This window comes from Halovivax cerinus (assembly GCF_024498195.1).
Classification (GTDB): domain Archaea; phylum Halobacteriota; class Halobacteria; order Halobacteriales; family Natrialbaceae; genus Halovivax; species Halovivax cerinus.
Genome location: NZ_CP101824.1, coordinates 2,840,346 through 2,865,314 on the forward strand (window position 1 = coordinate 2,840,346; position 24,969 = coordinate 2,865,314).

A 24,969-nucleotide genomic window follows, 5' to 3' on the forward strand; every position below is an offset into this window, starting at 1 on the left:
TTCGGAAGGAAAGCTACACATGAACTCGTTCTATAGCACACCATCATGGACGCTGAACAGGAGACCCTCTCCGACGTGGAAAACAGTGGGACCCTGGAACTCGAAACCCTCCGCACGCACCTCTGGGAAGCTGCCGATATTCTCCGCGGCAGTATCGATTCCGCAGACTACAAGAATTACATCTTCGGCCTCCTCTTTCTGAAACGCGTTAACGATCGCTTCGAAGAAGAGACCGAAGAACTCTCCGAGAAACACGATATCCCCGAAGACGTCGTTCGCGACGACCCCGGACTTCACACCGAGTTCTGGGTTCCCGAACGCGCTCGTTGGTCGACCATCGCCGAAGCGACGGACGACATTGGCGGCACGCTCAATAAGTCACTGCACGCGATCGAAGACGAGAACGACGAGATCGACGAACGGGTGCTGACGAGTATCGACTTCAACGACAAGGAACGGCTCCCGAACGAGGTCCTCGACAAGCTCGTCACGCACTTTTCCACCTACCGCTATCGAAACGCCGATCTCGACGATCCCGACATCTTCGGACGGGCGTACGAGTATCTCATCCGCGAGTTCGCCGACGACGCTGGCAAGAAGGGTGGGGAGTTCTACACGCCGCGTGAGGTCGTCCAGCTCATCGTCGAGTGTGTCGATCCCGACGAGGGCGAACGCGTGTACGACCCGTGTTGTGGCTCTGGCGGGATGCTGATCTACTCCGCCCACCACGTCGCTGACAACGGTGGGAGTATGGATCACCTCGCGCTGTACGGCCAAGAGCGTAATCTGGACACGTGGGCGATCGGCCAGATGAACATGCTGCTCCACGAGGTCAAAGACGCCCAGATCGCGAAGGGAAATACCATCACCGACCCCAAACACGTCACCGAGCAAGACGAGCTGGAGGTGTTCGACAAGGTGATCGCGAATCCGATGTGGAACCAGAAGGAGTGGTCAAAGGACTGGGTCGAAGAGAACGAACCCTACAACCGCTTCGAGTACGGCCTTCCACCGTCGAATCGTGGCGACTGGGCGTGGATCCAGCTCATGCTCGCGTCGCTCAACGAGACGGGAAAGGCGGGCGTCGTGATGGACAACGGCGTGCTCTTCCGGTCGCGCTCGGAGAAGAAGATCCGCAAGCCGATCCTCGAAAACGACCTCGTCGAGGCGGTGATCGCGCTCCCCGAGAACCTCTTCTACAACACGTCATCGCCGGGCTGCGTGCTGATACTGAATAAGGACAAGCCCGAAGAACGCGAGGGGAAAGTACAGTTCATCTACGCGGAAGACCAAGAACTGCGCGAGTCGGGTGTCCAAATCTACGAGGAACTCTCGAATCAGAACGAAATCACCTCCGAGGGTGTCGAATATCTTGCCGAGACGTATCAGACGGGCCGCGAAGAGGCCCACCATAGTCGGTTGGTCGACTTGGAGGAGATCGAAGAGAACGACTGGAATCTGAACGTCCCGCGCTACGTCGACACGACCGAACCCGAGGAGCCGATCGACGTGACCGAGAAGTTGGAGGAGTTAGACGAACTGGAAGCCAAGCGGCGTGAGACGGACGAGAAGCTACAGCAGTACATGGAGGAACTGGAATACAAATGAGTAGGACAACATCTGAAGCAAAACGGGTCTTGCTAAATTCCCGCGAGATAGAGATCCCAGCAGATTGGGACGTGGTAACGGTTGGAGACGTCTCTCAAAAGACCAAGGGGAAAAAGCCGGACGCTCTTTATGACAATCCAGCACAAGATAGACTTCCGTACCTAACAATCGCTGCGTCTCAAGGCGAAGTAAGCCAGTGGGCTAATTCCGAGGATGGGAAACGCGCCTCTGATGATCATATTCTTATGGTATGGGACGGAGCCAGTTCTGGAACCGTATTCAAATCTTTTGAGGGGATCATAGGCTCTACTCTTGCTGCCTTTGAGTTTGATGAAGGTGACCTTGATAGTGACTTCGCATACTATTCTCTCAGCCATCATGAAGATCGAATCTCAGAACTATCAGAAGGTACTGGGATAACTCACGTTCCGCGTGATTTCACCCAGATATTCCAGATATTGAAACCTCCACTTCTTGAGCAGCGCCGTATTGCTGGGATCCTCTCAAAGGTTGACGACCAAATAAAACTAACAAATGATATTATCAAAAAGGTAGAAGAATTGGAGAAGGGATTACTTCAAAACCTATTCAAACTATTTTTTGAGCAGGATTGCAAAACGATCCAACTTGGCCCTTTCTCCGTAACGATCCCCTCCCATTGGAGTGTTGAAATGTTGGATGATCTAAATAAAGACGAATATCCGATATGTTATGGAGTATTAAAGCCCGGCGATTATCATGCGGATGGAGTTCAATTGTTAAATATCGAGGATATCACTGACACTGGTGAAGTGTTATCAGATTCCGTTCATAGAATCAGTGAAGAACTTCATGAGCAATACTCCCGGAGCGAGATCCAAGGGGGCGAGGTCGTTGTATCGGTGAAGGGAACTGTAGGGAGAGTCGTCCATCTTAATGACGATATTGAGAAATCCAATATTTCTCGGGATTTGGCAAGAATCACGCCGACTGAGCGTTTGGATCCACGTTGGTTGAGGTATTGCCTTTCTACGAAAATATATAAGGACTTAATAGAAGTGTATTCGACGGGATCTACTCGAGCTTCTCTGAATATTGGAGACCTGCGAGAAATCCCGGTCGTCTGCCCACCTATTTCGGAGCAACTGGAAATATCTGATGTGATTGAAACTCTCGAATCCACCCTTGAATGTGAGAGGTATCGGAAACAAAAATTACAGAGTCTGAAACACGGGCTCATGCAGGACCTCCTCACCGGGAAAGTAAGAGTGAATGATATAACAGTCGAAGATAGTTAGGGGATAATGGCAGACGAGTACGGTTCGGTCGAACGCCCGGCCCTCGACACTTTGGCAACCCTCGGCTGGGAGGTTATCGACCAACAGCGCGAGACGTGGGACGACCCGCGCGAGACACAGACCAGCGCCGTGCTCGAACCCCGAATTCGCGCTGCCGTCGACAAGCTAAATCCGTGGCTCTCGGAGAATAATTTGAATCGAGTCGTCCGCGAGATCCAGCAGGTCGCCGGGACGAGTACGATGCACGAGAACGAGCTCATCCACGAGAAGCTCGTCAAGCATACCTCTGTCGAGCAGAATCGGGGCTACGGCAAGAAACACCAGACGGTCGAGTACATCAATCACGATCGGCCCGAGACCAACGACTTCCTCGCGATCAACCAGTTCCCCGTTGAGGGCAAACACGAGACAATCCTCCCGGATATCGTGCTGTTCGTTAACGGCCTTCCACTGGGAGTGATCGAGTGCAAGGACCCGACGATCCAAGACCCGCGCTCGAAAGCGCTTGAGCAACTCACCCGCTACCAGAACGAACGCGAACAGACCGCCACCGAAGGAGCCGAGGAACTCTTTCGGTACAACCAGTTCTCCGTCGCGACGTGGCTCGACGGCGCCGTGATGGGCACCTACGGCACGCCCAAACGAGAGTACAAACCGTGGCGGGATCCGTACCCCGTCGACGACGAGTATCTCGCCGACCAGTTCGGGTTCGACGAGTACCTCCCCGCGCAGTACCGCATGCTGTACGCACTGTTCGAGCCTTCGCGGTTACTTGATCAACTGCGGAATTACACCGTCCACGAGAACAAGAAACAGGGGCGGATCAAAATGGTCGCGCGCTACCAGCAGTACCGGGCGGTCGAGAAGGCGCTTGCCCGGATCGAGAAGCGCCACCAGCGCGAAGTTCCCGGCGGGGTGGTCTGGCACACCCAAGGCTCGGGCAAATCGCTCACGATGCTCTTTCTCGCGCTCAAGCTCCGCCGGGAGATGGACGACCCCACACTCGTCCTCGTCACCGATCGCCACGCACTCGACACCCAACTGCACAACACCTTCGAACGCTGTGGCTTCCCGAACCCACACCAAGCCGGCGATATCGACGATCTACGCGAGAAGCTGGCGAACCACGCCGGCGAGACGATCACCACGCTCATCCAGAAGTTCCAACTCCACGAAGAGGAGTCGGGCGACTTCCCCGTCCTCTCCGAGGACAACGACATCTACGTGATGGTCGACGAGGCCCACCGCACGCAGTACAAACACCTCGCGAACAACATGCGGACCGCCCTGCCCAACGCCTTCTACGTGGGCTTCACTGGGACGCCCATCGAGAAGGAGATGCGCGACACGCGCAAAACGTTCGGCAACTACATCGACTCCTACACGATCGACAAGTCGCTTGAAGATAACACCACGGTCGAGATCCTGTATCAAGGCCGCCTCGCAGACATTCATCTGGACGGAACGGATCTCGATCGCGTCTTTGACGGTCACACGGACGAGGAGAAAGCCGAGATCAAGAAACGCTACGCCCAACAGCGAGATCTGGCCGAGGCCCAGTCACGCATCGACCGGATCGCGCTGGATATCATCGACCACTACGAGAACGAGGTCGCCCACCCGTTCAAAGGCATGGTCGTCACGACGAGCAAGCGCGCGGCGATCACGTACAAAGAGACACTCGACGAACTCAACGGTCCCGAGTCGCGCGTCGTCATCTCACAGGGCCACAACGACCCCGAGGACGTCAAGCGCTGGGCACCGTCGGGGTCGGAACTCACCGACTACAAAGAAGAGTTCGTCAACCCCGAGGGCGACGTCGAACTGCTCATCGTCTGCGACATGCTCCTCACTGGGTTCGACGCCCCCGTCGCCCAAGTCATGTATCTGGACAAACCGCTGCGCGAACACAGTCTGCTGCAAGCCATCGCCCGCGTGAACCGTCCGTTCGCCGAGAAAAACTACGGGCTGGTGATCGACTACTACGGCGTTTCCGAAGATCTGCAAGAGGCCCTCGCGATGTTCAGCGAAGACGAGGTGGCCAACGCGATGGTCCCGCTGGAGGACAAAGAACCCGAACTCGAAGCCGCCCACAGCAAGGCGGTCTCCTTTTTCGACGACATCCACGACGAAGAGGCGTGTTTGCAGACGCTCGAACCCGAGGACACGCGTATCGAGTTCACCAACCAGTTCAAACGGTTCTCGACGCTGATGGACACCGTCCTCCCCGACCCGATGGCGAACCCGTACAAGGAGGACCTCGAACAGCTGAGTACGATCTACGGGCGGGCGAAAGAGCGCTTCCGCGACGACGAGATGAATCTGGAGGGCTGTGGCCAGCAGGTCCGTGAACTCATCCACAAGCACATCCGTACGTCGGGCATCGACGTGCTGAACGACGAGCCCGTCTCGGTGATGGACGAAGCCGAGTTCGACACGAAGCTTGATACGTTAGAGAGCGACGAAGCCAGAGCGAGCGAAATGCAACACGCAGTCACCCACGAGATCAACGTGCGTTTCGACGAAGACCCGGTCCACTACGGCTCACTGCGCGAACGAGTCGAGGAGTTGATCGAGGAGTATAAGCAAGGCCGACTCGACGAGATCGAGATTATCGAGGAACTCAACGGCGTGATGGACGAGATCCGCTCGCGCAAGCAACGGGCCCACGAACACGGGTTCGAGGGGACCACGGAACTCTCGTTCTATCACTCGATCGCGGACGTCCTCGACACTGACGATCGGGAGGTCGATGACGAGCACCTCCTGGAGCTGACGGGCTCGATCGTCGGGAGTGTCGAAGACCTCGCGGAGATCGTCGAGTGGAAAGAGCGTGTTGGGGTCCAAAAAGAGATGCGCCAGCAGGTCCGTATTGAACTCTACAAGACGGATCTCGACTTGACTGACGACCAGCGCGACGAATTGACCAGCCGGATTATTCAGCTCGCCCGTGCCCACTACCAATGAGGCAAATGCGTCAGTTCCACATCGGCCAGACGATGGTCCCTTACGAGATCGATTGGTCAGCCGATCGCGAAACGATCAATCTCGCAATCGACGATACGCTCACCGTCACGGTCACGGCACCGATGGAAGCTTCGTACGACGATATCGAGGAGACGCTGGAGGCAAAACAGGAATGGCTACTGGAGAAACTCTATGGCCTATCGGAGCAATCCGGCCCTCCGTATCCGAAGGAGTTCCTAAGTGGGGAGAAACTCACCTACCGCGGCCGAGAGTACCCGCTGCATGTCGAGGAATCGGATGTTCGTCAGCCCGAACTGTTTTTTGATGGGGATACGTTTACGCTCTCCGTCCATAGCTATGATGCACCGTCGGATCACGTGAGCGTCCGTCGTAAACGCCAAGCTGTAGTCGACTGGTACGTTGATCGGGCCAAAGCGGACCTCCAACAGCGTTGTAACCGGTACCAATCGAACGTTGGTGCCACAAAGATCACCGTAGATGTGTGTGAACTGTCCGGGAGGTGGGGTGAGTACGAAAACGGGGTAGTTCGATTGAACTGGCGATTAATTCTGGCACCAGTTCGGATCCAGGACTATGTAGTCATTCACGAATTAGTACATTCGACACATTCCGACCATACGGATGGATTCTGGAACGCCGTGGGATCGCTACTTCCAGATTACGAGGAACGGAGAGAGTGGCTCCGTGTGAACGGTCGAACCCTCTCAATTTAAACTACGTTCACTTTCACTCTGGGTAGATAGCTCTTATATTCTAAGATGTCGAAGAACCTATCTGTGATTCAAATTTATGAATCGAAGGGCCTTTTTACGAACCTCACCGGGCCTTGTGGGCATGGGTATCGCTAACAGTCCCGTTGGTGCTAATGGTTCCGCGAGATCCGATGTTGCGGAATTTTTCGAACCGCTTCGCAGCATGGACAGAGAAGAAATTGACCAGACTATATTGAATTGTGCAAATGGACTGTGTATAGACAGTTTACAATCAGATGTCCCTCTCAGTGCCATTGAAGAAAATTCTGAAAAGGTGAACTCCCACCTCCGTAGAATCAGATTTGGGATCAGAATACTCAATGAACAGAATCTCACCACCGTTATCGAGGAGTCGATGGTTCAGGAACACGAGAATATTGCTAGACGAACTACTCGGTTTATTCCCCTCATCGGGAGTTTCAATCGCTTGCAGTCAGTAGCGTGTGAAGTTTCCACCCAACCCAATGAAAACTCTGTTCGGAAATTCCTTTACGCAAGTATCGCCTTCGGGTTGGAGGTCTCGCTTTGGCAATCCACAGTTCCGTATCAAATGGCCTGGAGAGGGGTCCGGTTTACATCTACTCGAACTTTCCTAAGGTATGCAGATAAAGGGTGTAATGGCTGCATTGCCTTTGTAATGAGTGAACTCCACTGGGCAATTAGAGCAGTACCATACGAGATCTCTTCGGATAATAACGTCGAATTTGTTTTTACTGAATTACAACAACTCCATGCAGAAGCAAAAAACCACGAATCAATCGATTGGAGTTTCAACAAGTCTAAATCCGATATTCACAATCTTATTGGTAACACCAGTATCGATGGCATCGGTGGCGGTGGCGTCGCTCCAATAACTGCGCATCCCTCAGAGGGTGGGCCCTCAAATGGGTTTATAGCAATCATCGTATGTATATTGTTATATATATGGGTAAAAAATTAGATTGACATACTAATAGACGCAAAATGTCCGATTTTTGGTTGTGGGTCCAAAACTGAAATAGAATCGCGAATAGAATTACCCCTGTTCAGCGTGCTCCTTCACTCCCTCAGAAAACTCGGACAAATTCATCGCTGCGGCGCAGTGTTCACAGCAGTACCGAACGGACGTTCCGTAGGTCTTCGACAGCATCCTCGGCGGTTCAACGGAAACCCGGAAGAGGACGTCTGGATCCACGTCGCGATCACACCGGTAGCACTCGCGCGTGCGAGGCCCCTCGCCGCTGGCCCTGCTCGTGGCGGTCGCTTGATCGACGGATCTCATCCGAGATCACCACGGTACGGTCCTACTGACCACCCGGTGGATCTCGGCCCCCAATCCCGGGAATCGAAAGCGAACGACGGACAGCGTTTCGACTCTCTGAACCGAGAGCGGGCGAGACCTTTTTGATGCGGTGGTGTGTACGCAATCATGGTTGACAAATCCGGTTCCGGATTTGGAAACCACGTCTCGGGTGTCACAACCACCCGGGGCATTTCTCGCAGCCCCCATAGCGGAGTCCGTGGCTTCCGTGCGGATGATTGACGTGACGGGTAATATAGTTACCGATGGTGTGTGGAATTTTAGTCCTGGATCTATAGTTCATCCTGATCCTGCCCACGAATGGGGCCGCGGTCTCCTTCCACCACGCTGCACCGCTGCAGACCTGCGTCTGACGAACGCGAATCCGTTCGAATCGGTCGGTCGGATGGTTCGGGCCTCCCTTCGAACAGCCCAGTACGGAGTACGACGGTAAAAAGAATTAATAGTGGTTGAAATAAAATTAGAACCAATGTCAGAGTGGCGTCTGAGTCGGGTCGAACGCACCCAGAATCCGGAGGACGTCGTCGATGGGTAACCGCAAGCGTCGCCGACGTCGATCTCGGCGGTCGTCGAAGACGGACGAGCGCGAGTCGAACGAAGCGTCCCGGTCGCGCCGGCATGCTCGATCCGAGTCGGCCGACGCGATGGCACCCGGCCCGATTGGGGTGCCAGTGATAGGAGCCGGACAGCAGACGCGCGACGAACCGGTCTCGCTCGGCCCGGCGGCGAGCAAACGTGCGTCCGAACTCATCGCCGAGTTCCAGAATCGCCCCGATGAGATTCCGATCGACAACAACCGTCAGAATCTGGCGTCGCTCCAGCGCAACATGGACGCCCACGAGGCGACGGGACCGGCCGGCGACGCCGGGGTGCCCGACTCCGTTCGTGACGTGATTTCCTCGTCGGGGCACTCACTCGACGCGTCGATCCAGCGCGCGATGGAGGATCGCATGGGCGACTCGTTCAGTGACGTCCGGATTCACACCGGACCGACGGCTGCGAACGCCTGCGAGGCCATCAACGCGCGGGCGTTTACGGTCGGGAATCACATCGCGTTCAACGCGGGCGAGTACGACTCCGAGAGCCCGGAGGGACAGCACCTATTGGCGCACGAACTGGCGCATGTCCGCCAGCAGACCGGCGGCGCACTCTCGATGATGCCGCAGGCGAACGTCGAGTTGGAGATCGACCCCGATCCACAACTCGAACGCGAAGCCGAGGAGACCGCCCAGCGGGTGATGGACGGCTGCGAACTGGGGATTCAGCGGCTCTCCGGAGCCGAGGTCCACGTCCAGCGATTTCCTTGGGACCAGAGTAATCTGGATGCGTTTGATGAGGGTGGCTACGACAACGAGGAAGATGAGGGACTTGGCCATCCAATTAAAAATTGCGCGGCGAGATTTGGCACGGCAAAACGTAAAGATTACAGAAAAACGTTTTTCGAATATTATCCGCACCTGAAGGGTGAGGTCGAAGTTCATCATGCAGTTGAGCAACAAACCCTGCGGCGGTATCCAGACGTGGTGTCTGAAGCAGAAATCCATTCGTTAGAAAATTTGCGCGGGATCCCCAACCAGAAGCGAGGCCAGTTACACAGGGGAAAAATACGCCAGGAATGGGATCTCTTCTATAAAAAGATGGATTCCCGTGATGAAGAGGTCACGAAGAAGAAACTTCTCGACAAGGCTACGGAAATCGATAACGAGTATAGGGAAGAATTCGTTCCGGCGGTGAGATAACATGTGTGCCTTTTATTCAATTCATCCAGAGGTCGCAGGTGGATTAGGAGAGAGAACCGAGATGGATACGACTCGAAGCCCACCGGAAGTTCATACACTTCACTATGAATTCGATGGGTGGCTGGGCGACGATCTACTAAGCTCTCATCCCTGCTACATCGTGAGCGAGCAACTGAAAAGAGTACTCGAGTCGAGCAAGTTGACAGGGTTTAGACTTGACGACGTGTGTACCTCAAAATCTGACCAGTTCAAGGAGTTGCAATCTACCAAAGAATTGCCCACGTTCTATTGGTTAAAGGTCGAGGGGGAGCCAGGGAGTGATGATTTTGGAATTTCTGATAAGTACGAACTGATCGTTTCTGACGCTGCGCTCGACCTGATGAACGACAACACTCTCGAACAAGCAATGATAGAAGAATACGAACCGGAAGAGGAGACGTAGTTCCTACGCCTGAGTACTCTCCCGTTTCAACGCACCGTGGTGATCCCGAGCAGACGCTAGTCGCGGGGACCGCCGTGTCGGGTCGTGAGGTAACATTACCCGGCCTTCACGGTCGGGACCCACATCGCGTTCAACGCGGGCGAGTACGATCCGGAGAGTGCTGAGGGCCAGCATCTTCTGGCGCACGAGTTGGCACACGTCAGGCAACAGACAGGTGGGGCGATCTCGATGATGCCGCAACAGAACGTCGAGCTCGAGATCGACCCCGATCCGCAACTCGAACGCGAAGCCGAGTCAACCGCCCAGCGGGTGATGGACGGGGGCGAGCTCGGGATTCAACGGCTCGGAGACAGTGATGTTCACGTTCAGCGGCTTAGCCAGGAGGGAAAAGAACGGCTGGAACGGCTTCGCGATCGACTCGACCTGACCAACCCCACAGAGGACGAGGTACGAGAGGCTGTCGAGGCGATTCCAGTGGATCTCGCCGAGCTGTCCGATCCGGAGGAGATCAAGCAGCTCTTTCGTACGGGAAGCAACCAGCAGGTGTCAAACGCTGAATCTCTCGTCGTTGCCGAAGCTGTATTCGAACACATCAAACGTGTTGAAGCCGAGACTGATCCACGGTTTGCGGGATCGCTCCTCCCCGTGGCGGGAAGTAACCGTGAAGACGCGCGGCTCAGCCTTGCTGACGGCATCGACGTCGATACAGTTCACCACGAACTCGGTCACGCTGTAGCCGATGCACACGGTTACAATGTTGGTGACCGTGCAACATATACCAACAAGAATCGTTATGATCCTAGCCGTAATAACTTCCCAGAGGTTCCAGAGTCGGAATATCCGGAGCATCACCTGACTCAGGTTGATCCCGGGGATGTACCCCAAGAGCTGGAACGACTCATCGCCGAAGTGAACAACGCGTGGGAACGGATGCAAAGCGCTCACACGGACAATTCGGACAACGAGCATATGTACACGTTTGAGGCGTTTAGCGACATCGACAACTATTCTGCTGTGCACGCACACGAGACGCTAGCGCACTTGCACGAAGCAATGCAGTTCGATGAACTCAGACATCCTGCGAACTGGTTCTACCGTCACGGCGATCTCCTTCGAGCGTACGTACAGGTCTTCGACCCCTGCCCGACGAAGCGTAGTCTCATCTCGCACCTCCACCGAGAGGACCCAGAAGTGAGCCCGTTTTCGAGCGATCCCTACCCGGGTTCCGATCCGGATCAACGAGCGATCGAGGCGTGGAAGAAGGACGTGAAGACCACTCTCGAGAAGGACGATAAGTTCGCGAACGCTGGCCAGTACTACGAGGTAGAGCACTATGAGTGAGTACATCGTACTGATCGAGGACGGAGTGGAGATAGGTGAGATCGATCTCGATGAGAGCACAGCGACGTACAGCGGCTCCAATTGGTACCTTGAGGAGAAGGTAGAAGACATCAACGACGGGATTCGAGAGACAGAACTGAGCCCGATGCCCGACGAGCCGGGGAAGTTTCGATCGAAACACTCCGTCACGAAGACCGGAGACAGCTTGAAGGAATACCTGCTCCCGCTGATCGAAGACGAGGTTGAGTACGAGATCGTGGAGCGCGAAGAGTAGTCACCTGCTGGGGGATGCTAGCTGTTCGTCTCGCGGTGCGTGATCCGCCCGGAGGACGACGTGCGGCTGGCCCAGCGCACCCCTCCTCGTCGAAGCCACGGTCGCCGGCCCGGGACAGCGAGGACACGAGTCCGATTCCGGACGACATCGACGTGCAGAACGAGGTCTCTCCACCGCAGCACTATCGACACCTACGACGAGAGCCGGCCCAGTGACACCTAGGTGCCCGAGCCGGTCCGGGACCGTGATCTCCTCGTCGGGCCACTCGCTCGACGCGTCGATCCAGCGCGCGATGGAGGATCGCATGGGCGACTCGTTCAGTGACGTCCGGATTCACACCGGGCCGACGGCTGCGAAGGTGTGTGAGGACATCAACGCTCGGGCGTTCACGGTCGGGAATCACATCGCGTTCAATTCTGGGGAGTTCGATCCGGAAAGTGCGGAGGGCCAGCATCTTCTGGCGCACGAGTTGGCACACGTCAGGCAACAGCCGGGCGGCGCGAACGGAGTGAGGGCCGCCGGAGGACCGAGCGGGAGGAACGCAGTGACGACACGCGAGACAGGCGGCGTGTTGTCGATGATGCCGCAGGAAGGTATCGAGTTGGAGATCGACCCCGATCCGCAACTCGAACGCGAGGCCGAGGAGACCGCCCAGCGGGTGATGGAGGGCGGTACGGAAACCGAATTCCGGGTGGGAACGTGTCTGAAAATGACTTCCGAGTCGATGTAGCGTACGACGCGGTCGTGACGAACGACGGTGAGTTAGAACGGGTGGACGGTCACGCCGTCGAGTCGGACTGATACGCGGGTTCACGATAGAGATACGTCGGTCGGACCAGCTCGTGCGATGACGGTACGCTCGATTTCACACGCCCGCCGACACCGTCCGGTCTCATGGCAATCGTTATGTTCCAGTGACGTGAATCCCCTGTATGGACGACTGGAGCCTCCGCGACGACGTCGGAATTCTCGTCGTGCTGGGGATGACGCTCGGGGCGGCCCAATCGGTCGACGGCACCGCCCCGTCGCTCGCGATACTCGTCGTCGGCGCCGGTATCGCCGGCCTCTGGATCGGGAAGTTCTTCCTCGAAGGCTATACGGACGCGATCACCGACTGAGGCGACACTCCTGACCGGTTAGCGGCCGTCCAGTTCCCGAAACCGCGTCGCGACCACCGACTCCCTCGTCACGATCACCGAACCCGCGTCGCGACCACCGAATCCGCGTCACGATCACCGAATTCCTCGTCACGACCGTTTTCGATATCCTGTCATGGATAGCGGTCCGTGTTCGGCCCTGGAGACGTCGGGACGGCGTCGGTCTGTACAACAGAGGATGCGGCGCGACAGTGGCTCGTCACGCGATCCCGCGAGCCGTGGACACAGCATCGCGAAACACACGTCGGCGGCCGTACTCCCAGACGCCGACGTACAGCAGGGTGCCGAGCAGGAACAGCGCGCCGCCGAGCACGAACGCGGTCGTGCCCGGCAGCAGATTCCCGGCGGCGACGGTACCGACGACCGCCCCGGCGAGCACAACACCCGCCACCGAGCTGATCGACGGGACCCGGCCGTCACCGTCGTCTACCACCCATCGTCCGAGCAGGTACGCGAGCGCCAGCCCGGTGATCGCCGCGAGGCCGAGCGCGACCGTCGAGACGGACGATCCGACGATCCCGCCGAGGAGGACGACGTACCCGCCGATGGCGAGCCCGGCGGCCACGCGTCCGAGCGCGACGACGCGACCGACGCCCGGGACGGACGGTGTACTCGCGCCGTCGTCCGTTCGGTGCGCTGCACCATCCTGTCGGTCCGCTACTTCCACTCCCTCCTCCGGTTCGTCGGCGTCAGCGGTCGGCGCGTGCGTCACGCGCTGGCCGACGTGGACGTACTGGCTTCGCCCGGTTTCCGGCGTGTCTCCGTCGCCCGCACTAACCGTGACATCGCCGTCACGCTCCCCGTCACCACCGTCACCGACCGCGTTCAGACCGCTCCCGTCCCCGTTCAGTCCGCTCTCGCCTCGCCATCCCGCAGCGCTGGGATCGTCCCAGCCCGCGTCCGCGGCTACGTCGACGCTCGGCGATTCACTGACGACGTCGTCGAAGCGGATCGGAAGCCCGGTGGCGAACTCGAACGTCGGGTGGTCCTGGAGCTGGAAGTGCAGGTGGGGTTCGGAGGAGTTCCCGGAGTGGCCACAGCGACCGACCGGCTGTCCACGCTCGACGCGGTCGCCGGGCGCCACCGAGAGACTCCCCGGGACCAGATGGGCGAGACAACTGTACTCCCCCTCGGCGTGGCTAATCGTGACGGTGTTCCCGGTGACGCTTCGCTTGAACGGGTGGGAGTAGCCGCCGCCCCGGCCGAGTTCCGGATCGCCGTCGCGGACGGTCACGACGACACCGTCTGCCGGTGCGAGGACGGGTTCGTCGTAGCAGTAGTAGTTTGCCACGCACTCGTCTGTGCCAGCCGGCCGGGTCCGTCCCTCCTCGTCGGTGATCACGAAGTCGTACGCGTAGCGCTGCGTCGCCGGGAACCACGAGTGTGACCACTCCTTGATCGGGCTGCCGTTGACCACCGTCCACGACCCGTCGACGGGAAGCCTGTAGTCGACCTCCTGATCGAAGGTCTCCGGACCCGGAAGCGATCCCCGATGTCTGGCGATCGCGACGACGCTCCCGAGCAGCTGCGAGATGTCCTGTCTGGCCATCGGGGGATTTACCACAGACAGGACGACGCCGAACAGGAAAGCGAGCTGGGCGACCGTTCCCATCTCCATCTCGATCCAGTCGCGCGGTTCCGGCGCCGCCGATTCGTCGTCGAGGCCGACGACGTCCTTGCCCAGTCCGACCAGGATGGCGGCGAGCGGCCACAGCCAGAACAGAAACAGGAGTTTCAGCAGTGACAGTACCTCGAGCCCCGGGACGACGTCGCCGACGAATCCGACGACGCCCAGCATCCCGAGGCTGAACGGACTCACGGAACCGATCCGATCGCGGAGGCGTGACACCACCGATGTCGTCTCGGAGGCGGATGCGGGTTCGGTCACTAGGTGGGTCCAGGACGGTTGGGGTACTAACGTTTCTGTGAACTACACTTCACACGGGTAGCCCGCACACCGCGGTCCGGTTCGATCGCGTGCCCGATGCGAGGGTTCAATGTGGTCCGGGGCTTCCGCGATCGTATGAGCGACGACCGGGAGCGAACGCCGGAGACGGACGCGTTCGCGCTGCTCGGCCACGAGATCAGACTCGACGTGCTGCGAGCCTTCTTCGAGCGCTACGAGCCGATCGATCCCGACTCCCGCGACGAGGTACGAGCGGACCGAACCCTGTCGTACGCCGAACTGATGTCCGCGACGGGGGTCGAAGACAGCGGCAAGTTCAACTACCACCTGGAGAAGCTTCGCGGCGCCTACGTGGAGAAGGTCGATGGCGGCTACGTGCCGACGGCGAGCGCCATCGGGCTCTACGAGGCGGTCCTGGCGAACCGGCCGACCGAGTCGATCGCGGTCGACGTGGAGATCGACGAGCGCTGTCCCTACTGCGAGACGGACCTGGGGTGGCGCTACGAGCAGGAGTACCTCACCGTCGAGTGCCCCGCCTGCGACGAGTTCTGGGGACTAACGTATCGATTTCCGAAGAACGGGGTGGCCGTTCGTGCGGGGACCGACTGCTTCGGGGCGCTCTACGACCGGATGATGTACCACGTCGGACTGGCCGCGACGGGGCAGTGTCCGTCGTGTGCCGGAGTAGTGCGATCGACGATCCCACGCGAGCGCCTCGACGGCGAGTCGACGCCGACGGTGGAATTGACCTGCGAGACGTGTTCGTGGCTCGCGACGGTCGACGTCGTCAGCGCGCTCCAGTTCGACCCGCTCGTGACGAACGCACTCCTGGAGATCGGGGTTCCGATCGAGCGGTCGACCGGTATGCGCGAGACGGAGGACGTGCTTCCGACCGTGATCGGCCGGCCCGATTCCGACGATTCCAGTCGGGTCACGATCGTCGTCTCGTGCCACGACTCTACTGCTGAGATAGTGGTCGACGACGAGTTCGACGTCCACGACGTCAGCGTCAGTGAGCGGGCTCGACAGGCCTAAGGAGAGTCACGCCGAGTGACGACTGGCTACGCGAATCGTATCACAAACCGCCTCTCGAAATTACGGACGATGGGATCGGCAGTTGGCGAACCGATCGGGCCGTGACCCGATAGGATTCGTGCCGACGGTCGACTGATCGCCCTCGATACCGTTCGGACCGTACCGATACTTGAATTTTCTCCCGAACGTGTTCTTTCGCAAACACTTTATCGCGGATCGATATTGGTGGAGGTGATGTCACAACACAACTCCATCTACGACAGTATCGGCGGGTCGGAGACCGTCGAGGCCGTCGTCTCCGACTTCTACGACTTGGTCTTCGACGATCCGGTGCTCGAACCGTACTTCGAGGGAACCGATCGCGGGGCCCTGTTCGCCCACCAGGTGCAGTTCGTGAGCGCCGTCGCCGGCGGTCCCGCCTCGTACGAGGGTGACGACATGGAACGAGCCCACGAGAGGTTGGGGATCACCGAGGAGGCGTTCGACAGGGTCACGACGTATCTCGCCGACGCCCTTCGACAGAACGACGTCGACGAGGCGGCCGTCGATTCGATACTCGACCACGTAGCGGCGTTCGAACCCGAGATCGTCGATCACTGAGCGGCACCCCCGTCCGCCCCGGTGCAGAATCCGTTCGACTGGACGCAATCCGGTGTCGTGCTGTCTCGACCAGTTAGGTGATCGAGGTCGAAACCGATGCCGATATCGGTACCGACGCGGCGGGAAATTCATTCCCCGTCGACAGGTCGGCAGCGACCGTCGTTTGGCGCGGTCCCGGATTCGGGGGTGTAACCGTTGGCTCGGGTCACGCAGCCGGTACGTAGCGAACCCGCTCGTCTAGTGCGCAGTCCGTCGAACCGAAAAGTCGATAGCGCACCCCCCAGACAGGGTCTGGTATGACACGACGCAGACGGATGGACTACGCGCGCTGGGCGAAAGGCGGATTCCTCCTGGGCCTCTCCCTGCTCGTCTTCGGTGCGGGGGGCGAAGCGATCGGTCACGCCCTCGTTGGTGCGCTCCCCGCGTGGGAGGACACACTCTTCACCGCATCCGAGGCCGTCGGTATCGTCGTCGGCCTCGTCTCACCGTTTCTCTTCGGCGTCGCGCTCCCGTTGACCGAGTGATCAACATTCGGTTCGACGTGCCTTCGATGGCGGTCCCGGCGACCAGACGAACGTCGCGGATACATCGGAGACGACACGATCGCTGCCTCGACTGCCGCTCTATCCGCACCCAGTACGAGCGGCCACTTCTCCTGGGTCGGTCGACCATCGCCACGTCGGCGCACCCATCGCTCGAACCAGTGGGTGCGGTCGTAAACAGAACGACTAAGTGGCATACAATGAAACACCGTCGGCGAGATGAGACTGTTCAGCCGCCTGAAGACCGGATTCGGCATGGCACGGCGCAGCGGTCGCGTCCTCCGCGCACACCCGAAGTTGCTCGCCTTCCCGCTACTCGGAGGCCTGTCGGGTATCGCGTTCGTTGTCACGCTGTTCGGGAGCCTCTATGCCACTGGGCCGCTCTTCGAATCGCCGGGGCCGGCCCTCTACGGGGCGCTGTTCGTCGCGTACCTCGTGGAGACCTTCGTCGCTTCGTTCTTCACGGCGGCGCTGGTCGCGGCGACGCGGACCGCGTTCCGTGGCGAAGAGCCGTCGATCCGAGACGCCATCGCCACCGCGTGGCGACACAAGTGGCCGCTTCTCGCGTGGTCGCTCGTCGCGGCGATCGTCGGCGTGATCATCCGGGCGATCGAGGGCCAGGACAACCTCGTCGCGCAGTTGCTCGCCGGCCTCTTCGCGGTCGCGTGGGGCGTTATGACGTACTTCGTCGTACCCGTGATCGTCTTCCGGAATCCATCGGTGAGCGAGATGTTTACGGAGAGTGCACGGACGTTCAAGGACACATGGGGCGAGTCCATCGGCGCGATGGGGGCCATCGATATCGTGTCGTTCCTGCTCGCGCTGGCCGGCGCCGGGGTGGGCGTCGTCACCTTCCTGCTCGTCGGCGGCCTGGGGACGGCCGGGCTCGTCGCGACTGCGATCGTGGGCGGTTCCGCCGTCCTCCTCGGACTCCTGATCGGCAAGTCACTCTCCGGCATCGCGAAGACGGCGCTGTACGTTTACGCCACCGAGGACACCGCACCGGAGTACTTCGAGGACATGGACTTCGGCCGCCTCGGCGGCGACGACGCGACGTCCTCCGGCGGCGGTCTCACCGGCACCCTCGGCGGGTCCGGGCGGGGGCGGATATAACCGAGCGGTCGACAGTCGCGTCGTGGTGTGGACGCCTGCGGGAGCGAATTGTCGGTGTAGATGCCCGGGGATGCGTGCCGGTCTCGTCGTGGCCGTGAGCCGTTCCATCTCTCACTCGTCGTCTTGGGTGGCTTTCACCCACAGGCCGCAGGCGATTGCTCCGTCGGCGTGAACGGTGATCGTGACGATCCTCGAGATCCTCCCACTGGTAGTCGTCATGATCTCCGGGCCGCAGATCGTGAGCGCGGTCTTCTTGGCGACGAGCGAGCGATGGCGAGCGAACTCGATCGCGTTCGTCGCCGGGGCGGCGGTCTCCGTTCCGCTCGTCGTGTCCGCCGCGTACGCCCTCGACGTGGGCGTCGTCGGCCGGGGATCGCCCTCGACGGCGCGGATCGCCATCGTACTCGCTGCACTCGTCCTGGCGATGGTCCACACGTATCGCACCCGGGACCGTGCCGAGCCGCCGCGGTGGATGGGGGCTCTCCAGTCGTCCTCCCCGGGATTCTCCTTTCGGCTGGGCTTTCTCCTGATCGGGTTCTTTCCGACCGATCTTCTCACGTCGCTCGCGGTGGGTTCGTACCTCTCGGGGCGCGACGCACCGCTCTGGCACGCCGCGCCGTTCGTCATCGCGACACTCGCGGTCCTTTCGATCCCCGTGCTCACGCTCTTGGCCGGCGGTGATCGAGCCGAGCGTGCGCTCCCCTCGGTTCGCGATCGGCTCGTAGCCAACGGGTGGCTCGTCTCCGAGGTGGTGCTCGGATTCTTCGTGATCATGACCCTCTCGAACCTGCACGGGTGACGCCGGTCGTTTGCCGCGTCGAGTCGAGCGTCGACGCGGTCAGGCCCATCGTCGCCCGCCATACTCTTTTACCGTCTACACGAACACGACCTCAATGAACGGGTTTCGGCCGTCTATCGCGAACCGTCGCGGCGTCGGCGTGAACTATTCAGGTGCCGACGCGAAGCACCGCCGTGCCGATGGAGGGGACTGATCACGCGTGCGTCTCGACAGGGGATTCCTCCTCGCGCTCGCGCTCGTCTTCGTCGTGTTGACGGTACTCGTCGTGGTGCCGTTTCTCCAGTACGTCCTCGGGGCGGTGCTACTCGCGTACGCACTCTACCCCGTCCAGCGGCGCCTCGAACGTCGGGTATCGTCTGCGACCGCCGCGCTCACGCTCGTGTCGGTGACGATCGTCGGGCTCGTCGCCCCGTTCGTGGTCGTCCTCTCGACGATCGCGGCCGACGCCGGTCGAGTCGTCGAAGACCTCGACGCGGAGTCGATCCGGCTCGACACCCTCGAGACGCGTCTCGAGGCGGTCACCGGTCGCGAGATCGCTCTCGACGGCTCACTGGTCGGCTCCAGCCAGGACCTGGCGATGACCACGATCGAACGGTCGACGGCCGCGTTCAGCTCGCTCGCGACCTTCCTCATCGGTATCGTGCTCGCGCTCTTTTTGTTGTACTACCTCCTGAAGGATGCCGACGTACTCGTGGACTGGCTCTACCGCACGGTGCCGCTCCCGGATGCGGTCCAGCGCGACCTGTACGACGAATTCTCGGACCTCCTGTGGGCGGTACTCTTCGGTCACGTCTTCGTCGGCGTCGTCCAGGGAGTGGTCGCGGGGATCGGTTTCTACGCCGTTGGCATCCCGAACGCGGCGTTCTGGACGGTCGTCATGATCGTCTTCGCGATGGTGCCCCTCATCGGGACGATCCCCATCTGGGGCGGCGCCGTGATCTACCTCCTCCTGCTCGAACAACCAGTCTTCGCGGCCGCGCTGTTCGTCTACAGCGTCGTCGTGGTCGGCGTCACGGACGACTACCTACGGCCGTTCGCCGTCGACCGGTACGCCGAACTCAACCCGGCGGTAATTCTCCTCGGCATCCTCGGCGGAGCGGCTGCGTTCGGCATCATGGGACTGTTCTACGGCCCGGTCGTCGTCGGGGGGCTGAAAGCGATCCTGGAAGTCATCGGCGACCACTGGGATCACCTGGACGACGCCGCCGGCTGAGTGACACGTACCGACGGACCCTGTTCGGCCCGTCGAACGTCCCTAATCGTCGCTCACGATCCTATCGACACGTGGGTTCGGGCGCGTCGGATCCGGACGCCGCGGCAGGTCGGTCCGGACGTCGGCCCGACCGTCCTCGGCGACGGCTTCCTGGTAGGCGTCGGGCATGACGACGACGAAGTCGTCACAGACCGCGGGCCACTCCGAGAGCAGGGCAGACGCTCGTTCGGAGTCGGTGTAGGCCACGTGGTTCTCGAGCAGGCGGTGGAGGATCGCTTCGTCTCGGTCCGACGGGGCGTCGTCGACCGATACCGAATCGGCGGTGATCCTCGCGCTGCGTTCGCCCGTCGGGTCGTAGACGTACGCGACGCCGCCGGACATGCCGGCGCCGAAGTTGCGTCCGATCTCCCCCAGGACCGCGACGACGCCACCGGTCATGTACTCACAGCCGTGATCACCGACGCCCTCGACGACCGCCTTCGCTCCCGAGTTTCTGACCGCGAAGCGCTCGCCGGCGACGCCTTCGACGTAACACTCGCCGTCGGTGGCACCGTAGAGCGCGACGTTGCCGATCGCGACCGTCTCGGCCGGGTCGTAGCGGACGGCGTTCGGCGCATCGACGGTGACGAGCCCGCCAGAGAGACCTTTTCCCACGTAGTCGTTGGCGACGCCGGTGAGGTGTAACGCGACGCCGCTCGCGAGGAACGCACCGAAGCTCTGGCCCGCCGTCCCGTCGAGGGACACCGAGATCGTCTCGGCGGGAAGGCCAGCCTCGCCGTACCGACTCGCCACGCGGTTCGAGAGCATCGTTCCGACCGCGCGGTCGACGTTTCCGATACAGGTCGAGACGGACACCGAGTCTCCGTCGGTCAGAGCCGGCTCGGCCCACTCGATCAGTTCACGATCGAAGTGATCGGCGAGGTCGTGATCCTGCTCGCGACGCTTCGTTCGCACGGTACCGTCCGGTTCGGCGAGCATCGCCGAGAGGTCGACGGGGGGAACCTGACCCCCGGTCTCCCCGCCGGTATCGCGCCCGCCACGGCCGCCGTTGGAGTCTTGCCGGAGGCACTCGACGCGACCGACCATCTCTTCGACGGTCTCGAATCCGAGCGCCGCCATGTGTTCGCGTAGTTCGCCGGCGACGAAGGTCAGGTAATTGACGACGTGGGCTGGTTCGCCGGGGAAGCGTTCACGAAGGTCGCCTCGCTGTGTCGCGATCCCGACGGGACAGGTGTTCTCGTGACACTGTCGAGCCATCACGCACCCCTCCGAGACGAGCGACGCGGTGCCGAAGACGTACTCTTCGGCGCCCAGCAAGGCGGCGACGGCGACGTCGCGCCCCGTCTTCAACCCTCCGTCGACCGAGACGCGGATACGATCTCGGAGACCGGTCTCACACAGCAGCTGATTCGCCTCCGCGAGGCCGAGCTCCCACGGTCGACCGGCGTGTTTGATCGACGTCCGTGGAGAGGCGCCCGTGCCACCCGAGTGACCGGAGATGTGTACCACGTCCGCGTTGGCCTTGGCGACGCCCGCCGCGATCGTCCCGATCCCGGCCTCGCTGACCAGCTTCACGTTGACGTCTGCGTCCTCGTTGGCCGCTTTGAGGTCGTAAATGAGTTGTTTCAGGTCCTCGATGGAGTAGATGTCGTGCAGCGGCGGTGGCGAGATGAGTCCGACGCCCGGCGTCGACTTGCGGATGCGGGCGATCTCCTCGCCGACCTTCGATCCGGGAAGGTGACCACCCTCACCGGGCTTCGAGCCCTGCGCCATCTTTATCTGGAGTTCGTCCGCAGCGGCGAGGTACGTCGACGTGACCCCGAACCGAGCGGATGCGATCTGTTTTACGGAACACTCCCGTTCGGTTCCGAACCGTTCGGGCGGTTCGCCGCCCTCTCCGGTGTTCGCCTTGGCTCCGATGCGGTTGGTGGCGATCGCGTTGTTCTCGTGTGCTTCGGGAGACAGGCTGCCCAGCGACATCGCCGCGGTCGAGAACCGCGTCACGATGTCTGCGATCGGCTCGACGTCCGAGATCGGTATCGGCTCACGATCGGAGTCGAACGCGAGCAGACCGCGGAGGGTCTGGAGTTGCTCGCTCTGATCGTTTATCGTGTCGGCGAACTCCAGGTAGCGATCGAAGTCGCCCGTCCGAACGGCGTCTTGCAACGCGCCGACCGTCTCCGGGTTCCACTGGTGGTGGACGCCGTTCGATCGGTTCGTGAACTCACCCGTCCGCTCGATCGACGCGTCGGACCCTGTGTACCCGGCCCGGTGTCTCGCGAGCTGGTCGGCCTCGAGTTCCGCGAGTCCGATGCCGCCGATCGACGTCTCGGTCCCTGTGAAGTACTCGTCGACGACGTCGTCTGCGAGCCCGACGGCCTCGAAGATCTGGGCTCCCCGGTAGCTCTCGACCGTGGAGATGCCCATCTTCGCCATCGTCTTCGAGAGGCCATCTTCCAGCGCGCCGACGTACGCGTCGATCGCTGCGTCGGCGTCGGCACCGTCCGGTCCGCTGGTGATGTCGCGGATGGTGTCGTACGCGAGCGTTGGGCAGATGGCACCGGCACCGTAGCCGATCAGCGTGGCCGCCTGATGTACCGTCCGGGGATCCCCCGATTCGACGATCACGCCCGCTCGCGTACGAAGTCCCTCTCTGACGAGGTGCTGGTGGACGGCGCTGACCGCGAGGAGACTCGGAATCGCCGTCCGATCTGGCCCGACCGCACGGTCCGAGAGGATCACCAGTTCGTGTCCGTCCTCGATAGCGTCGGCGACGCGCCGTCGGAGTCGATCCACGGCGGCTTCCAGGCGCTCGCCACCGTCAGTCGCCTGCAACCCGGTACTGGCCTGGTCGCTGCTGGCCACCGAACCGTACTCGGCTGGCGACTCGTCGGCGGGTTCCGCGTCATCGACCGGAAACGTCGTGTCGACCGTGGTCACGCCGAGCCCGTCACCTCCGGGGGTTCGAACTCGTTCGAGTTCGTCTTCAGTGAGAATGGGGGAGTCGAGGACGAGTTGTCGGGCGTGTTCCGGTGACTCCCCGAGCAGGTTGCGCTGACGGCCGAGGCGACACTCGAGGCTGGTGACGAGGTCCTCCCGGACGTAGTCGAGCGGCGGGTTGGTCACCTGGGCGAACAGCTGACGGAAGTACGACGGGAGCGGGCGGTTCACCGACGCGAGGACGGACAGGGGCGTGTCGTCGCCCATCGAGCCGACGGGATCCATCCCGGTGCGGGCCATCGGTTCGACGAGCGTCTCGAGTTCGTCGTGCGTGTAGCCGAACGCCGCCTGGCGGGCACGGAGGTCCGACGGCGGACTCGTCGAGGGCGGGCCTTCCGTCTCGTCGGTCTTACCGTCGCCGAGTCGGCGCTGTTCGTTCGCGACCCACCGGCCGTAGCGATCGTCGACGAGGTCGTCGAAGACCTCGTCGTCCGTCCGCACTCGGCCGGATTCCGGATCGACGACGAGCAACTCGCCGGGTTCCAGTCGGCCGCGTTCGACGATGGCGTCGGGTTCGAGTTCGATGGCGCCGGTCTCGCTCGCCATGAGTACCCGGCCGTCGGTCGTCACCTCGTACCGGCAGGGTCTGAGCCCGTTCCTGTCGAGCAGCGTGGCGATTCGCCTGCCGTCGGTCGCCGCGACCAGCGCGGGTCCGTCCCAGGGTTCGACGAGCGACGCGTGATAGTCGTACCACTCACGACGGTCGTCGGCCATGGTTTCGTCTTTTCGCCAGGCTTCAGGAATCAGCAGCCGAAGACAGTGCGGGAGTGACCGACCCCCCGCGAGGAGGAGGTCTATCACCTCGTCGAGGCAGGCGGTATCCGACTGGTCCTCGTCCGCCACGATCGGCCGGATCGCCTCGATATCTGGGAGGTCGTCGCTCGCGAGGTCCGCTTCGCGGGCCCGCATCCAGTTGACGTTCCCTCGCAGCGTGTTGAACTCGCCGTTGTGGATCGTCCGCCGGTGCGGGTGGGCGAGGTGCCAGGCCCCGAGCGTGTTCGTCGAGAAGCGCTCGTGAACCATCGCGAACGTCGATTCTACCCGATCGTCGGTGAGGTCGGGGTAGTACGACGACAGTTGCCTCCCGGTCAACAACCCCTTGTAGACGACCGTCTCCCGGTCGAGTGAACACACGTACGTGTCGTCCGTTCCGGGCGCGTCCAGCGCCGAAATCTCCGACTCGAGTGCGCGTCGGGCGACGTACAGCTGTCGATCGAACGCATCTGGATCCGCACCGTCGAGTTCGGCTGCCGGGACGACGAAGCACTGGTAGACTGCGGGTTCCGATTCGCGTGCAGTTTCGCCGAGGCCCCGGTCGTCGGTCGGAACGCGACGCCACGTCGTCGTCTCCAGGTCGTACCTCGAAAGGACGGTTTCGACCAGTTCGACGATCCGTGCTCGGGCCGATTCGTCCGTCGGGAGGAAGATCGTTCCCGCCGCGTAGATATCCGGAAGCGACACCTCGAGGACGTCTCGGAAGAATCGATCGGGCGTTTGGAGGAGTATTCCGGCCCCATCGCCAGTGTTCGCCTCGGCGCCGGTCGTGCCGCGGTGTTCGAGCCGTTCGAGCAGCGAGAGACCGTCGTCGACGATCTGGTGACTCCCGTCCGATTCCAGGTCGGCCACGATGCCGACTCCACAACTCCCTCGTTCGTCGCCGGGGGCGAGCCCCGTGGCGTGCGGTGGCGTGTTCGCTTCGTGCCGGCTCATACGACAGGTGTTCACACGATCGGATAAGAGGATACGCTATAATGATTATATGTTGTATTATGACCTATTATCAAATATAAGGTCAGGTACGGGTCGTCGATGGTCCCGGGAAACCGACTAGACGAGGACGTTCGCAAAACGGGTGGGGGAGAACGGAAGGTTTGCATGCGTGG

General features: G+C 60.8%; 17 protein-coding genes and 2 pseudogenes. 17 read left to right on the plus strand and 2 right to left on the minus strand.

Annotated features, from left to right (window positions below; translation table 11 throughout):
- Positions 1 to 45: 45 nt before the first annotated feature.
- The 11 genes and pseudogenes from NO366_RS13450 to NO366_RS13505 all read left to right on the plus strand — a co-directional run bounded on the left by NO366_RS13450 (position 46) and on the right by NO366_RS13505 (position 12,839).
- Positions 46 to 1,608 carry a type I restriction-modification system subunit M gene (locus NO366_RS13450; RefSeq protein WP_256531305.1) on the plus strand — a complete coding sequence of 521 codons (1,563 nt, stop codon included), beginning with the start codon at positions 46 to 48 and terminating at the stop codon, positions 1,606 to 1,608.
- Complete coding sequence (locus NO366_RS13455) at positions 1,605 to 2,885, plus strand: restriction endonuclease subunit S (protein ID WP_256531306.1); 1,281 nt, start codon at positions 1,605 to 1,607, stop codon at positions 2,883 to 2,885. The genes NO366_RS13450 and NO366_RS13455 overlap by 4 nt, the downstream gene beginning before the upstream one ends.
- A gap of 6 nt (positions 2,886 to 2,891) precedes the next feature.
- Positions 2,892 to 5,852 (plus strand): type I restriction endonuclease subunit R, encoded by a 2,961-nt coding sequence (locus NO366_RS13460; RefSeq protein WP_256531307.1) that lies wholly within the window; start codon positions 2,892 to 2,894, stop codon positions 5,850 to 5,852.
- Positions 5,853 to 5,857: 5 nt separating this feature from the next.
- Positions 5,858 to 6,586, plus strand: a complete 729-nt coding sequence (locus tag NO366_RS13465; RefSeq protein WP_256531308.1) for a M48 family metallopeptidase — start codon at positions 5,858 to 5,860, stop codon at positions 6,584 to 6,586.
- A 121-nt stretch (positions 6,587 to 6,707) separates the two neighbouring features.
- Positions 6,708 to 7,565 (plus strand): hypothetical protein, encoded by an 858-nt coding sequence (locus tag NO366_RS13470; RefSeq protein WP_256531309.1) that lies wholly within the window; start codon positions 6,708 to 6,710, stop codon positions 7,563 to 7,565.
- Positions 7,566 to 8,569: 1,004 nt separating this feature from the next.
- Entirely contained in the window at positions 8,570 to 9,664 is a 1,095-nt protein-coding gene (locus NO366_RS13480) for an eCIS core domain-containing protein (protein WP_256531311.1), read from the plus strand.
- 1 nt (position 9,665) lies between these two features.
- Positions 9,666 to 10,106 (plus strand): hypothetical protein, encoded by a 441-nt coding sequence (locus NO366_RS13485; RefSeq protein WP_256531312.1) that lies wholly within the window; start codon positions 9,666 to 9,668, stop codon positions 10,104 to 10,106.
- 102 nt (positions 10,107 to 10,208) lie between these two features.
- Positions 10,209 to 10,481 (plus strand): annotated as a pseudogene (locus NO366_RS13490) (eCIS core domain-containing protein); the annotation flags it as partial.
- A 958-nt stretch (positions 10,482 to 11,439) separates the two neighbouring features.
- The gene (locus tag NO366_RS13495; RefSeq protein WP_256531313.1) at positions 11,440 to 11,721 is read left to right on the plus strand and encodes a hypothetical protein; all 282 of its coding nucleotides are present in this window, start codon (positions 11,440 to 11,442) and stop codon (positions 11,719 to 11,721) included.
- Between the two features lie 14 nt (positions 11,722 to 11,735).
- Positions 11,736 to 12,394: pseudogene (locus NO366_RS13500) on the plus strand (eCIS core domain-containing protein); the annotation flags it as partial.
- Between the two features lie 259 nt (positions 12,395 to 12,653).
- Positions 12,654 to 12,839, plus strand: coding sequence for a hypothetical protein (locus tag NO366_RS13505; protein WP_256531314.1), 186 nt, complete (start codon positions 12,654 to 12,656; stop codon positions 12,837 to 12,839).
- A 238-nt stretch (positions 12,840 to 13,077) separates the two neighbouring features.
- Here the strand turns inward: NO366_RS13505 and NO366_RS13510 are convergent, their stop codons facing one another.
- Positions 13,078 to 14,676, minus strand: a complete 1,599-nt coding sequence (locus NO366_RS13510) for a peptidoglycan DD-metalloendopeptidase family protein (RefSeq protein WP_382274249.1) — start codon at positions 14,674 to 14,676, stop codon at positions 13,078 to 13,080.
- A 225-nt stretch (positions 14,677 to 14,901) separates the two neighbouring features.
- On the opposite strand from NO366_RS13510, the gene NO366_RS13515 reads away from it, so the two are divergent.
- The 6 genes from NO366_RS13515 to NO366_RS13540 all read left to right on the plus strand — a co-directional run bounded on the left by NO366_RS13515 (position 14,902) and on the right by NO366_RS13540 (position 20,086).
- Positions 14,902 to 15,819 carry a helix-turn-helix domain-containing protein gene (locus NO366_RS13515; RefSeq protein ID WP_256531316.1) on the plus strand — a complete coding sequence of 306 codons (918 nt, stop codon included), beginning with the start codon at positions 14,902 to 14,904 and terminating at the stop codon, positions 15,817 to 15,819.
- Between the two features lie 234 nt (positions 15,820 to 16,053).
- Positions 16,054 to 16,419 (plus strand): group I truncated hemoglobin, encoded by a 366-nt coding sequence (locus NO366_RS13520; RefSeq protein WP_256531317.1) that lies wholly within the window; start codon positions 16,054 to 16,056, stop codon positions 16,417 to 16,419.
- A 296-nt stretch (positions 16,420 to 16,715) separates the two neighbouring features.
- Complete coding sequence (locus tag NO366_RS13525) at positions 16,716 to 16,943, plus strand: DUF7860 family protein (RefSeq protein WP_256531318.1); 228 nt, start codon at positions 16,716 to 16,718, stop codon at positions 16,941 to 16,943.
- Between the two features lie 237 nt (positions 16,944 to 17,180).
- Positions 17,181 to 18,074 carry a DUF6159 family protein gene (locus NO366_RS13530; RefSeq protein ID WP_256531319.1) on the plus strand — a complete coding sequence of 298 codons (894 nt, stop codon included), beginning with the start codon at positions 17,181 to 17,183 and terminating at the stop codon, positions 18,072 to 18,074.
- Positions 18,075 to 18,255: 181 nt separating this feature from the next.
- The gene (locus NO366_RS13535) at positions 18,256 to 18,873 is read left to right on the plus strand and encodes a GAP family protein (protein WP_256531320.1); all 618 of its coding nucleotides are present in this window, start codon (positions 18,256 to 18,258) and stop codon (positions 18,871 to 18,873) included.
- 199 nt (positions 18,874 to 19,072) lie between these two features.
- The gene (locus NO366_RS13540) at positions 19,073 to 20,086 is read left to right on the plus strand and encodes an AI-2E family transporter (protein WP_256531321.1); all 1,014 of its coding nucleotides are present in this window, start codon (positions 19,073 to 19,075) and stop codon (positions 20,084 to 20,086) included.
- Between the two features lie 42 nt (positions 20,087 to 20,128).
- On the opposite strand, the gene NO366_RS13545 is transcribed toward NO366_RS13540, so the two are convergent.
- Complete coding sequence (locus NO366_RS13545; RefSeq protein ID WP_256531322.1) at positions 20,129 to 24,796, minus strand: glutamate synthase-related protein; 4,668 nt, start codon at positions 24,794 to 24,796, stop codon at positions 20,129 to 20,131.
- Positions 24,797 to 24,969 lie beyond the last annotated feature (173 nt).

What these genes read in the sequence shown, in the direction of transcription:
- NO366_RS13525 (WP_256531318.1), top strand. Translation starts at nt 16,716, where the DNA reads ATGACACGACGCAGACGGATGGACTACGCGCGCTGGGCGAAAGGCGGA.
- NO366_RS13480 (WP_256531311.1), top strand. Translation starts at nt 8,570, where the DNA reads ATGGCACCCGGCCCGATTGGGGTGCCAGTGATAGGAGCCGGACAGCAG.
- NO366_RS13450 (WP_256531305.1), top strand. Translation starts at nt 46, where the DNA reads ATGGACGCTGAACAGGAGACCCTCTCCGACGTGGAAAACAGTGGGACC.
- NO366_RS13515 (WP_256531316.1), top strand. Translation starts at nt 14,902, where the DNA reads ATGAGCGACGACCGGGAGCGAACGCCGGAGACGGACGCGTTCGCGCTG.
- NO366_RS13520 (WP_256531317.1), top strand. Translation starts at nt 16,054, where the DNA reads ATGTCACAACACAACTCCATCTACGACAGTATCGGCGGGTCGGAGACC.
- NO366_RS13465 (WP_256531308.1), top strand. Translation starts at nt 5,858, where the DNA reads ATGCGTCAGTTCCACATCGGCCAGACGATGGTCCCTTACGAGATCGAT.
- NO366_RS13505 (WP_256531314.1), top strand. Translation starts at nt 12,654, where the DNA reads ATGGACGACTGGAGCCTCCGCGACGACGTCGGAATTCTCGTCGTGCTG.
- NO366_RS13545 (WP_256531322.1), bottom strand. Translation starts at nt 24,796, where the DNA reads ATGAGCCGGCACGAAGCGAACACGCCACCGCACGCCACGGGGCTCGCC.
- NO366_RS13530 (WP_256531319.1), top strand. Translation starts at nt 17,181, where the DNA reads ATGAGACTGTTCAGCCGCCTGAAGACCGGATTCGGCATGGCACGGCGC.
- NO366_RS13510 (WP_382274249.1), bottom strand. Translation starts at nt 14,676, where the DNA reads ATGCTGGGCGTCGTCGGATTCGTCGGCGACGTCGTCCCGGGGCTCGAG.
- NO366_RS13460 (WP_256531307.1), top strand. Translation starts at nt 2,892, where the DNA reads ATGGCAGACGAGTACGGTTCGGTCGAACGCCCGGCCCTCGACACTTTG.
- NO366_RS13470 (WP_256531309.1), top strand. Translation starts at nt 6,708, where the DNA reads ATGGGTATCGCTAACAGTCCCGTTGGTGCTAATGGTTCCGCGAGATCC.
- NO366_RS13455 (WP_256531306.1), top strand. Translation starts at nt 1,605, where the DNA reads ATGAGTAGGACAACATCTGAAGCAAAACGGGTCTTGCTAAATTCCCGC.
- NO366_RS13485 (WP_256531312.1), top strand. Translation starts at nt 9,666, where the DNA reads ATGTGTGCCTTTTATTCAATTCATCCAGAGGTCGCAGGTGGATTAGGA.
- NO366_RS13495 (WP_256531313.1), top strand. Translation starts at nt 11,440, where the DNA reads ATGAGTGAGTACATCGTACTGATCGAGGACGGAGTGGAGATAGGTGAG.